Raw genomic sequence first — 12832 nt, forward strand, 5'->3', positions numbered from 1 at the left:
TGTGTGAATTTACTGAGCACGTGGGGTTAAAGCGCGCACACGGTAAAGCAAATGCCCAAGCTTGTTTGAATAGCGCGTAAACATAGCTACATTCAAAAACAGCAAGAAAGCCACAAGAAAAAATAAGGCTACCTTGGGGAAGCAAGTAAACTTGCCTGAAATTCACTCCTTTAATCAACATCTATAAAAGTCGATAGGCAAAGCTTACAAAATGAAGTACATGCAGTGTTGCTGACCAATCGATAGCTGTGTTTCAGAGCATTATCACTGCGTAGCATTATCATGGGTGGCATAGTAGTAATTACTGGTGAGGGTCAGTGGTCAAGTCAGTTATCCTTTATAAGCTTGCCAAGAATCATCCACTTTCCAATTAGATATCCACTCAGGAATATCACTACTAGGCATGGGTCGAGCAATGCCATAACCCTGCGCCAACTTACAGCCTAGTTTCAGCAGTTCTACTCCGTGCTCTATTGTTTCGACTCCCTCTGCAATTACTTCGCGCTTGAATGTTATAGCTAAACCAACAACGCCTTCAACAATAGCTAGATCGTCTTCATTTTTTAACATGTCCCGCACGAAGCTCTGGTCGATTTTAATCATGTACGCTGGTAAACGTCTAAGATAAGTGAGTGAAGAATATCCCGTACCAAAGTCATCTAAGGCAAAGCTTACGCCCAGCTCAAGGCAAGCATTCATGGTCGCAGACACCTGACTGATGTTATTTAACGCACTGGTTTCCAGTATTTCCATTTCTAAGTGGTGCGGGTTAACTTCGGGGTGGGCCGCCAATAATGCTGATAGGCGAGTAATAAAGTTATCTTACTGTAATTGATGAGCACTAATGTTGACACTGATAGGCAGGTTAACACCAATGTTTTGCCATTGGTTTATTTGGCTCAAAGCAGTGTCAATAACCCATTCACCCACATCCAGACTAATGGCGTGACCTTCTATCGCCGGCAAGAATTCTAAAGGTGGGACTAAACCACGAACAGGATGCTGCCAGCGAATTAAAGCTTCTACGCCGATCACTTCGCCGGTGTTCATATTGACCTTGGGTTGATAGTGCAGCAAAAACTCTTGTCGAACCAGAGCTGAACGAACATCAGCTATACTTTGTCCCCGAATAATGACAGCATTATTTTGGGCGGTATCAAACAGGTGATAACAGTTCTTTCCTGCGTGCTTAGCGATATACATAGCTTCGTTGGCGTGACGTACGAGTTGATCTGCGTCTGATTCTGCACCGTCTTGTGGGTAAAGGGTGACACCAATACTGGCTGAAACTTGCATTACGTCATCGCACAAGGCTACAGGCTTAGCAGCGGCTTTTAGTAGCCGTTTTAATACAGGTTCACTATCTTTGATTTTCTCCAAATCAACCATGACAACGACAAATTCATCGCCGCCAATACGGGCTAGCGTATCACCATCACGTAAAGCCTCTTGCATGCGTTGTGACACTGTTATGAGTAGTTCATCTCCCACATCATGCCCATAGGTATCATTTACGACTTTGAATCCATCTAAATCCAGATAGGCAATGGCTAATGACTGATTGAAGTATTGGCACTGCACCATGCCTTGGTTTATTCGGTCTGAAAGTAATACACGGTTAGGTAAATCGGTTAGTATGTCGTAATGGGCCATGCGTTTGAGTTTTTCTTCAGCGTTAATAATCTCGGAGATATCTTGAGCTGTACCGATCGACCGCTCTGGATTAGAGGACTCATCGAAATAGGTTAGTGCTTTCGCTTCGATCCACTTAAAACTGACTTCGCATTTGACTCGATAGCGGATATTGTATTTTTTCCCATTTTCAACTGAGGCTTTGAAAGCTTGTTCGACCATCTCACGGTCATCATCGAAGATAAGGTTAGCAAAGATAGAGTAGTTCGGTGCTAAAGCGTTCGGATCGATTCCGTAAATGGCGAATATTTCCTCGGACCAGTATAAAGTATTCGCTTTATGATCAAGCTCCCAAAATCCGACACCAGACAAGCGTTGACTCTCAATGCGCCGCTCCTCAGAAAGTTTCAGAGTTTTTTAGCGGAAATTTTGTGGGCTTTGAACAATGTTCGACTCCTGTAAAGTATTGTTATCCTGCTTCTGATGGTGAGCTGATCAGCAATGGGACCTTTGAATCAGGTGATACCCTGTTTAGGACCTGATTGTAAATAATCGCGCTTTTACGCTGGAGTATAGGTAAATAAAACATCATTTTTCATAAAATTAAAATTCATGATGCCTCATATATTCCATATTGACATCTATTTTATATTCTTAAGGGAGTGAAAGTCGCTATTTTTCATCGATTACTCAACGTTTTCGCCTAATTCAAAATTCAAAACAAGGACCTCCCACTTTTGTGCAAACCCGTTTTGAATATTGCTTTTATTCAAACAGACTTATCTGAGGCGGCGCTTGAGCTAAACGTCCGATGATCGCTCCAAGAAGACATTAATCTTTTCAGATCGTTACGTCAACTAAGCTCAGTCTCTTAGCGGTGGCTTTAGTGAAATAAAGCTATCGGCGTTAATCTTTTTAGGTCTCTCTGTGCCACAAAGTCAACCTAATATTGAAACTAAGAAGCAGTCTATAGAAGACTGCTTAGTGCCAGATCCAGTCATTAGCTTTACTTAAAAGGATTATTACCCTTTTAAGGGGGAATTAATTAGTATCTATTTGGCAATAGAAATTTTTATTATTCTCGTCTGACAATAGTCGATTTGCTAGTGATTTTTCTTCAAGTTTCTGATTGATTTCACTGGAACCCCCCCCTCGAAATAATCTTTAATCCTGCCTGACTCAACCACACTTTATGATTATTAATTTGGACAGAATAAGAAATACTGCTAGTGTTGAAAGAATTAAAAGATGATTTTTTATATGAAAGAATAGGCCGAATAAAATGTATATAAATACTTTTTACATACATTTCGATGCCATGAGTATTTTTAGAATTTTCATCATACTCTTCTTGAAAAGCAATATAAGGCTCTAACCTTTCTTTACTATTCTGTGATGAACACCTTCATTAGTTATTTCTGAAATAACGAATGATGTTCACAGTTATGATTTAAACTGTTCTAATCCTTTTCATTTTTTCATACTATTGCGTATGCGTAGGGTTATTTTTGATAGTCTAGGGCTATTAAAAATTTCTTCGCTAAACTCTTCAAAACAAGTTTTTAAAGATTCTATATTATTGGAACCTTCAAAATCAAGTAACAACCATTGTATTCCACAATTTTTAAGCATGCTAGCTTGTTGCCTAGGGGAAATATAATCGAATAACCAATTATTAAAACTTCTATTGCTTCTTGAAAAGTTATAAACGCAAATACAATACAGCATCACCAGTAAATATCTAATAATAAACATAACTACCTACTATTGCTCTCGATATATATGGGATGATACTGCCTAACTCATCTAAGAAATCAAAAATAAAAGTTATCATGGGTGTCTTGATAACTTCTTTCATGGGTGTCTTGATAACTTCTTTTAAAACTTCTATTGCTTCTTGAAAAGTTATAAACGCAAATACAATACAGCATCACCAGTAAATATCTAAAAATAAACATAACTACCTACTATTGCTCTCGATATATATGGGATGATACTGCCTAACTCACCTGAGAAATCAAAAATAAAAGTTATCATGGGTGTCTTGATAACTTCTTTAACTTTATCATGGGTGTCTTGGTAACTTCTTTTGGTAACTTTGTAATAGCTTTCATGGAAGCTTTGGGCGGTAAGCGTTCAAAAGATTGTCTATTTCTTAAAATGTTACGTTATATTTATTGATAAACATTTCTTCTTTTTTACCTTTTATTGATAAGCGCCCTTCGTTCCAAATTTTTATAAGTTCTTGTCTTTTTGTTGTCGGTATTTTTTTTGAGAAAATAGGCATTTCAACCATTTTATTTTCTAAGCCGGGCTGAACAATCTTAAGCTCATCATTAAAATTCAGTCTATTCATAACGTTCTGAAGAACAAGTATATTATCAGCATATAAGTCGACTCTATTTTCTTTTATCATGTGTAAAATTCGTTCAACCACATCATCATTACCAGAGAGTACTTCAACGAAACTCGCATTATTTAGGTTAGTGATATAATTTTGATAGTCGACACTCAGTGAACTGTAATCCCAGCCTGGCCCCGTTGCGATACGTTTTCCTTTGATAGATTTTACACCATTATAGATCCAAGGATCGTCGTGCCTAACGATAAAGGCTGCTGTGTATGAAAAAGTTGCTTGAGTAGCATATTCAAAACCTTTTTCTGAATTTTTCGAAAATAGGTATTCTGGTAACATATCGCAATCACCATTTGCTACCATATCTAGCCCTCTTGCCAAAGGGACTTCATAATATTCAATTTCATAACCTTTTGATGTGTATATTTCGTGCAATATATCTATAACAAAGCCACGCGCAGAAGATGCTTCTGAGGGAAATATTGTCATCGGAGGCCATTGGTCATAGCAAACATTTAATTTCGCAGCATGACTTACGTTAACTATACTGTTCCCTATGAATAAAGTTGCAAGGAACAATAGCTTGTGAATTTTTTTATTTTTCGACACGGTCGCGGCCTTTATCTTTTGCGCCATAAAGTTTTAAATCAGCGCGTTTAAATAAGTCTTGAATTAAATGGTCTTTTGACTCTGGTGACACAATACCAAGACTCACAGTATAGGTAATTGTTTTACCCTCTATGTCTAAAATAGAACTGCCAATTTCCTTCCTTATTTTATCCGCAATGAGAAAGGCGTCATCAATTCCAGTATCAGAGAGAAATATGGCAAATTCTTCTCCGCCAACTCTCCCTATAAGGTCAGACTTTCTTAAAAATTTTTGAAGTGTAGTAGTGAAATGAATGAGTACTTTATCACCAACATAATGCCCATAAGTATCATTGACTATTTTAAAGTGATCTAAATCCAGCAATAAAAAAGATGCAGGCGACTTTTGGCGATGAGAAAGGTCGAGCAAATGTTGCGCAGCTTCAAAGAAACTCCCCCTATTTAATGTGCCAGTCAAAGAATCCCTGGTGGCTAAAACTTTGAGTTTTTCATTCAATATTTGTAAGTCTTCTGTTCGTTTTACAACAGCATCTTCTAACCAATTTCGCTTGGCTTGTTCGTCTTCTAATAATAGTTCTCGGTCTTTCTCTATAGCAGAAAGCATATTGTTTATATGTTCTTGAAGTTGACTGAGTTCATTATTTTCAATGTTGGAAAGGTTTATACGTTTATTTATGTTTTGGCTCAATTGAACTTCATTTACTTGCGACATTAATTGTTTTAAGGGACTTGCTAAGTAGCGATCGAACGCCCAGATAAACAGCCAAAACAAAATAGATAACTTGATGATTTCCGTAATTGCAATTAATGAAAAGCCAAACAAAACACGATCTAAAATAACTTCTGACGATGAATAAAGGATAACCGTTCCAAGCATTATTTCTTGTTCATTAAGCGTCCAATTTAAGTCTGATGTGATAGCAAAAATGGATAAAGGAGGCGATGTCAACGCGTAGGCTCTTTTAGAGATAATACTTTTGGCATTCTTATCAATAATATCAACACCCTCAATAATTGGCATTTTGACAAGTCCAGCGATGAGTGCATCTAATTGATTATGATTGTATTGCCACAAACTTGTTGAGATAGGTTTGTGGACGGTTTCTTCCAACTGTTTCAATTCAGTTAATATTGAATCCTGCGTTTTAAAATATTCGGCCAAGAACTGCATACTTGTGATAAAACAAGTTACGCTCAAATAAATAGTAAAGATAACCCGCATCATTTTTTTTGATAGATTACTGGGGCGAATAAAACGTGCAAACATTAAACACTACTTATAGGTAAGCTTGAAACTTAGGTTAACATTAAATGACTTATGCGCTCAATGTAAGAATAGTAATCTAAATTGGTTGATTTTATTCTTCATTGTTTAGCTGTTCATCGTACTCAATAGAACAACATATTGAAGGTATAATCAAATAAAATTTATAGTTTCTAACTAGTATTTAACATTAGCTTGGAGCTGATCAGAAGTGTAAATCAACTTAAAATAAAATATCACAATGTCCGTTTTGTTAATTAACTTCTGTTATTGATAAAAATTTATCGTAAAAATCACAAAAACAACTCTAAAATTAAAAGTTTGAGATGTCCATTTTAGTAGCTAAAGTTAATGTCAATCCGATTGAATTTAGTATTAATATTGTGGAAAAAATAAGCGCTATAGATTTATTTTACTAGCAGCTATAAGCTTGAGGCAGACGTTAGGATTAACGAATAACTAATGTCAGCAATGCAACAAGAAGTCATTAACACTGATTTTTTTAATTGCTCATTGTAAGCTGGGCTAACGTTTGGAACACATTACCCATAGTTTTACTGGGGTTCATCGCCTAGAATATTAATGCCATTTATTAAAATAACTGGAAATTGTATTTCCCCCAACAAAGAAGTTACGATTTATTTTCAATATGGAGGAAATTTAACAAAGAATTAAAGTGCTGTAGACTTTCTTTTTGAGCGTTCACTCGATGGTTTTGTAACAGGTTCAGATGCAATAATCGGCGATTTACTTCTTGCTCTTTTTTTCTTTTTTGAATTCTGACTTACTGAAACGACAGAATTGATAAACTCTGCTGATTTCTTAGTCGGGTTATAAGCAACCTCAATAATTTTACCGTTATATTCGATAATATCGCCGCGGCGAATTTTTTTACGCTTTTGAACTGAAACTTCATTATTTACTAAAACATTACCTTCACTGATCATGGTTTTAGCTTCGCCGCCACCACCAACCATATTAGCAATTTTGAGTAATTTACATAGTTCTATAGGTTCAACACAAATGTCGATAATAGTGTGTTCAGACATGAAATACGCCTAATAATTTTAAATAATAATATCATTGAATTCTAACATATATAAACGCTATTGAATAAGAATTATATTAAGGACACTGGGCATTGTTAAGCTAGCATAGCCAGTAAATACTTAATGTAGGAATACCTTAAAATTTAACTATTTCTGTATAATTCACTATTGGGTTATACATCTAAAAAACTTTCCCTTATTAATAATTAATACTACTGACTTAGTGAATAACGAATTTAGCTAAAAGCGCTACTTAAAAGTGATTTATTCTATCGACTGCCTAAGCATTTCATACGATGCTTTAGAGAAAAATCCAACGGATACATAAGTACCGATGGACTTTATAGGTTTGGAATCAAAGATTAACTATCTAATCAATTTTCAAATCATGCTTACCATGATTTTTTTTGGTACGTAAATAATTGTTATTATCATCTTTTAAATGCAAACCCGTGTTCACTTGTTCGACAATATTAAAATAATCTTTTAAGGCATTTATTTTTTTAGGGTTATTAGTGATCAAACGTAAATCTTTAACGGCTAAAGCTTGCAGCATAGTCACTGCATCTTCAAAACTACGGGCATCTTCTGCAAAACCTAAGTGCTTGTTGGCTTGATAGGTATCCATCCCTTGGCTTTGTAACACATAGGCATCTAATTTATTGTATAAACCAATGCCACGACCTTCTTGGCGAAGGTAAAGAATAATTCCGCCCTGCTCTTTCATCAAGTTGATAGTTTCATCTAACTGCTCACCGCAATCACAACGTGAAGAGTGGAATACATCGCCCGTTAAACATTCCGAATGCATACGAACTAGTGGTGCTTGCTGATTTTTATCGGCCTGTTGAAAAATTAACGCTATGTGCTCATGGTTTTCATCAAACATTGTAAAGGTCGCGATTTCTGCGTCGATATCACTGTGTAATCCAACTTTTAGATTAATTCTTGCACGTATTTTATTCATGGGTTTCTTTATTAAATTAGCAAAGGCGCTGTTATTAGCCCCTTAAATATTACCACTCGTTACATTCATATTGAGATATTTATCTAGCTTTCAAGTGTTAATCAACTTTTTGGCTTAAATAGTCCACTCTGTTAGAAATTCACTGCTTATATTAACAATAATCGATTAATACGGCTAATAAGTTAACCTTGAAATATATTTACTACAACGAAGTGTATAAGTCATTACTGCTGTTAAATATTGAGATAACAGTGGGATTTAAAAGGTAACGATTGAATTTTGAACGAACAGACTAACTTTAGTCATCTGTTTTTCTTATTCCACTGTAAACCCTAATATGCGCTTGGTATACTAAGTGCCTGTGAGTTACTTTGAAGTAACATCAATAATTTATAGTTGAACGTCTCGTTATTTAATTTTAAATAATATGACGCTCATTCAAACCGTTAAAGCGTTCCGCTAAATAGATAAGAGTATTCCTTGTGATAATGACCCTCAGACCCTTTATTTTAGTATTAATAAGTGGCTTCTTGTTAATGCTAGGCTATGGGCTCAGTAATATTTTATTGCCTGTGCGCATGCAGAGCGATGGAATGAGCATGAACAATATTGGTTTAGTGTTATCGATGTTATCTGTGGGGTTTTTGTTGGGTGCATATTATAGCCGTATGTTATTACAACGTGTTGGGCACATAAGAATATTCGCGATGTGTGGTAGCTTAACTTCCGTCGCTATTTTACTTTCAGGCCTGTATCCAGAACCATTAATGCTTGCGTGTATGAGAATTGTCACTGGCTTTTGTATTGTTTGTACCAATGCCACACTTGATAGTTGGTTAAGTCACAGTGCTACAGAAAAAAATAGAGGACGCATACTATCAATTAATCAGATGATGATAATGACAGCACTATTTTCTGGTCAGTTTTTATTAAATGTCGCGCCTATTGATGACATTACTTTATTTGTTATCTGTGGCATTTTATTTAGCTTGTCTATCACACCTATCGTGATTAGTAAGCAACAAGGACCACAAATTGAAGACAGTCAATCAATGTCTTTAATGACGGTTTTCAAGTTATCTCCTTTAGGTGTGGTCAGTTGCTTTTACTGTGGAGTCCTCTATGCGGCTTTAATTAATATGCTGCCTATTTTTGCCAGTAACAATGGTATTGCCGGTTTAGATTTATCCATATTTATGGGCACAGCCATTTCTGGGGCAATCATTTTGCAGTTCCCTATTGCCTATTTATCAGATCACTTTGACCGTCGAAAAGTGATGTTCTGTATGGTCGCAACACTCATTGTATTATGTTTATTAGTGCCTTTTCTTATTTCCTCAGATATGTTCAAACTCACCTTGTTGGCCGTAGCGCTGATTACGGGATTAGTTGCCTGCCTTTATCCAATGAGTATGTCAGAGACTTTTGATAAAGTATTAAAGGAACAAATTTTATCTGCAATGAGTTCGTTATTATTGATCTATGCATTAGGCAGCATTTTAGGCCCCTACCTAGCCTCGATGGTAATGGATGCTTTCGGTAGCAGTGCCTTATTTAGTTTTATGAATATCGTTGCGATAACACTGTTACTGTTTATCAGTATTCGAATGAAACTAAGAAAAGCGTTACCGCTTGATGAACAAGAAAGCTTTGTTATGCAAACACCCAGCGGTGTAGTATCGGAACTCGATCCTCGTACGCAATATGCAGAGGCACAATTTGAAACAACGCCAGAAGTTGAAGTTGCTATCAGCCTCGCAAATAAAAACCCATCAGCAGCCGTTAACATGGTTAAAGCGCTAGTGCTTCGAGACCCCAGAAATGCTTCAAATCTAGCCGCCGCATTAAGTACCATAGACGCGATAGACATTAGTAAACTTTATGCGGCAATAACCTCCGCAGCACCTCAAATGAGTATTCATATTGCTCAAGCATTAACAAATGCTTCTCCTGAGAAAGCCAATCAATTGGTTGATTGGATAACCTCTGAGTACCCTGACCAATTTACTAATATTATTGTTGCTATTGCAAATACAATGCCTGACGACGGTATTAATGTCATGGAACTCGCCGCTGAAAATATGGCCGAAGACTACCCCAGTGAACTTTTAGAAATGACTAAAGAATACATGACAAATTTATCGGATTCTTTAGATGCAATGCGACCGATAGATAGAATCGCCGCTGTATCAGAAAATACAGCAACTGAGCTTTATAATCGATTAACAGATGTTGCTCCTGAGCAATCAGCCGAGCTTGCCTTTACGGTATCAGACTCGCTACCTGAATCGTCAAGTGATGTTGCTGAAGCCTATGTCCAAAATTTAATCGACAGTGAACAAGCTGGCTCAGCACAGACCTCAGAAAACATTGAAAATGCTGCCAATAACTATGTTAACCATATGGTTGAAAGTATTCCTGAACATGCAGTAGAAATTGCCGGTACCTTTGTCGATTCTTTCCCCGAGGTTGCATCGGATATGCTTGAAATATTGCAAGAATCAGATGATATTGAAGATAGCAAGTTAACCACTTCTATTGATAAAAAACCCCTGTAAGGTTTTATAAATCGGCAGTAACAATTACGATATAACTCAAAACTTCTAATATCAGTAAAAGTAATTAGCCTAGAATGAAAATTGTTGACGTTAGCAATATAAGAATTAATGATAATTTTGTCTACTAAGCGAAAACTAGACGTTATTATTTTAACGTCAACAACTCTGACATTGTTGGCATTAGGAAATTCACTAAGCTTTATTATGTAATAATACTTTTACTAGATAACTAGTTACAACTGAAAAATCATTGGTATTATCAAATTATACAGATAAATATAACGACCTAGCATGACCCTTTTTTTCTTAAACCAACCCTAGCTACAAAGAATAAATATCAATGTTCTATTTATACAAACCTTATATCCAATCAGTGTTTTAAGTTAAATAAGCGCCTAAAATAACAACACTTTAGTTATTTTTATTCTGTGTTATAAATTGACTTACCATGGCTGAAATCGTCCAACTTTGCTTAACTTCTAGGTATTTATCTATCTCAGTAGAGAAAAAGTGACTGTAAAGTACAGCAAATATCTAGGGGATTTTACTCTCTACTAAAGCATGCTGAGCAGGTTACCAATAAATAAATATCATTAGCACCTCGATACTTGACAGTTGTGATTACAAGTGTAATATCAACATATCGATTACAACTGTAATATTTAAATATGTCTGAAATTACTAATACAGAATTTGAAGTTTTAGAAGCTTTGTGGGCTCAACACCCTGCTACAGCGAATAGCATTATTGAACAACTTAATAAACATAAGCCCTGGCACGATAAGACAGTAAAAACCCTGATAAATCGTCTGGTAAAAAAAGAAGCGATAGGTTTTGAAAAGCAAGAACGCCATTATCTTTATTTTCCGTTACTTGAGCGAGATGCTTATACGGAAGTTCAAAGCCAAAGTTTTATCGAACGGTTATTCAGAGGAAGAGTATCACCATTAGTTGCTGGTTTTGCTAAAAAAAACAATTTGAAGAAAGAAGATATTGATGAATTAAAGCTTCTCATTACAAAATGGGAGCAAGACAATGATTGATAACCTCTTTACTTTATTACTGCCCTTAACATTGTTGCTAACTATATTGTTGGTTGGACATAAATGGCTAATACATTATTTAGGCGCTAGTAATACCTATTTACTATGGTTAATAGTCCCCTTAGGGCTGGTGATATATTGTTTACCACTCCCTTGGCAGCAGAGTAGCCTATCAAAAATAATTGAAATAAAACGTTACTTGATAACTCCAACCGTTGAACTTAAACAAAGCCTTTCTATGTCTTGGGCTCTCTATATTTGGCTAATTATTGCGGCTGCCATGATAACTTATGGCTTGTTAACTTATCATATATTTAACAAGCACCTTCAGCTCACCGCTATTAATAAGTCTATGGTGCCATTAGTGTTACCCGCAAATATATTGCTCTACCAAAGTACAGGTACTTATAGCCCGATGTTGGTGGGTTTGGTACAGCAAAAACTTATTATTCCAGAAGATTTTTTTGAGCTTTACAGTACCGAGCAACAAAAACTAATTCTTGAACATGAAATTTGTCATTTTGATCGAAATGACATTTATTGGAACCTAATTGCGCTGACTTGCTTAACGTTGTTTTGGTTTCACCCTCTTGCTTGGCTCGGCTATTTTAGGTTTCGTCAAGATCAAGAACTCTCCTGTGATCAACTCGTTCTGGCGCGCAAACCAAAAGAGAGCAGGATTAACTATAGTAAAGCGCTGTTAGTGGCGGCTCAGTCGACACCTTCATTAGCATTTGCTCAACTATCATTTAAGAAATATGGAGATAAAAAAATGATGTTAGAACGAATTAACAATTTAAAAACTCGTCCAAAAAGCTCTAAATTAATACTGGCTACCGTAATATTTACCACCGTTACTCTGCTCTCAGGATTAAGTTACGCAGGAAACCAACAGGAAAGTCTTGGAGATAAAGTCTCAAAGTCAGTTGAGCTTAAGCCTATTCAGCGTGTTAATCCTAGCTATCCTGAACAAGCAGCAAAAGACAATATAGAAGGTTCAGTAGTACTAACGTTTGATATAATGACAAATGGTGCGGTTGAAAATGTAGCGGTCGTAAATTCAAAGCCTGCCGGTGTATTTGACCAAGCAGCCTTAACGGCATTAAAGCAATGGAAATACTCTGTCAGTGACCACACGTTAAAAAATGCGTTAGTTCAATTAGATTTTTCAATGAATAAAGATACAAAACATGAAAGCTTAATTGAGCGTATTCAGATAACTAAGTAAAGTTAGCGTAATATTTTAAAAAGGTTACCTAGGTAGCCTTTTTACATTTAAATTAGTATACCCGATCGTAGAATTAATCACTTTTGCTGTAAATCTTTCCATAACCTTATCCATTTTTTGCTACTT

General features: G+C 36.0%; 7 protein-coding genes and 1 pseudogene. 3 read left to right on the plus strand and 5 right to left on the minus strand.

Features of this window, described 5'->3' with window-relative positions:
* Window positions 1-330: 330 nt before the first annotated feature.
* The 5 genes and pseudogenes from H4J57_RS19985 to ribA form a co-directional block, all read right to left on the minus strand.
* A pseudogene (locus H4J57_RS19985) lies at window positions 331-2043 on the minus strand (EAL domain-containing protein).
* Between the two features lie 1744 nt (window positions 2044-3787).
* A complete protein-coding gene (locus H4J57_RS07270) occupies window positions 3788-4624 on the minus strand; it encodes an ABC transporter substrate-binding protein (RefSeq protein ID WP_182242387.1) in 837 nt (278 codons plus the stop codon).
* Window positions 4584-5864 carry a GGDEF domain-containing protein gene (locus H4J57_RS07275; RefSeq protein WP_182242388.1) on the minus strand — a complete coding sequence of 427 codons (1281 nt, stop codon included), beginning with the start codon at window positions 5862-5864 and terminating at the stop codon, window positions 4584-4586. The genes H4J57_RS07270 and H4J57_RS07275 overlap by 41 nt, the downstream gene beginning before the upstream one ends.
* Window positions 5865-6532: 668 nt before the next feature.
* Window positions 6533-6910 carry an RNA-binding S4 domain-containing protein gene (locus H4J57_RS07280; protein WP_182175632.1) on the minus strand — a complete coding sequence of 126 codons (378 nt, stop codon included), beginning with the start codon at window positions 6908-6910 and terminating at the stop codon, window positions 6533-6535.
* A gap of 370 nt (window positions 6911-7280) precedes the next feature.
* Window positions 7281-7877, minus strand: a complete 597-nt coding sequence (ribA, locus tag H4J57_RS07285; RefSeq protein WP_182242389.1) for a GTP cyclohydrolase II — start codon at window positions 7875-7877, stop codon at window positions 7281-7283.
* A 488-nt stretch (window positions 7878-8365) separates the two neighbouring features.
* Between ribA and H4J57_RS07290 the strand changes: the two genes are divergently transcribed.
* The 3 genes from H4J57_RS07290 to H4J57_RS07300 all read left to right on the plus strand — a co-directional run bounded on the left by H4J57_RS07290 (window position 8366) and on the right by H4J57_RS07300 (window position 12706).
* Window positions 8366-10435: an MFS transporter gene (locus tag H4J57_RS07290; RefSeq protein WP_220470279.1), complete on the plus strand. Its 2070-nt coding sequence runs from the start codon at window positions 8366-8368 to the stop codon at window positions 10433-10435.
* 668 nt (window positions 10436-11103) lie between these two features.
* Window positions 11104-11478, plus strand: coding sequence for a BlaI/MecI/CopY family transcriptional regulator (locus H4J57_RS07295; protein WP_182175629.1), 375 nt, complete (start codon window positions 11104-11106; stop codon window positions 11476-11478).
* Entirely contained in the window at window positions 11471-12706 is a 1236-nt protein-coding gene (locus H4J57_RS07300) for a M56 family metallopeptidase (RefSeq protein ID WP_182242391.1), read from the plus strand. The genes H4J57_RS07295 and H4J57_RS07300 overlap by 8 nt, the downstream gene beginning before the upstream one ends.
* Window positions 12707-12832: the final 126 nt, after the last annotated feature.

The sequence above is a fragment of the Colwellia sp. BRX8-7 genome, from assembly GCF_014077275.1.
GTDB lineage: Bacteria > Pseudomonadota > Gammaproteobacteria > Enterobacterales > Alteromonadaceae > Colwellia_A.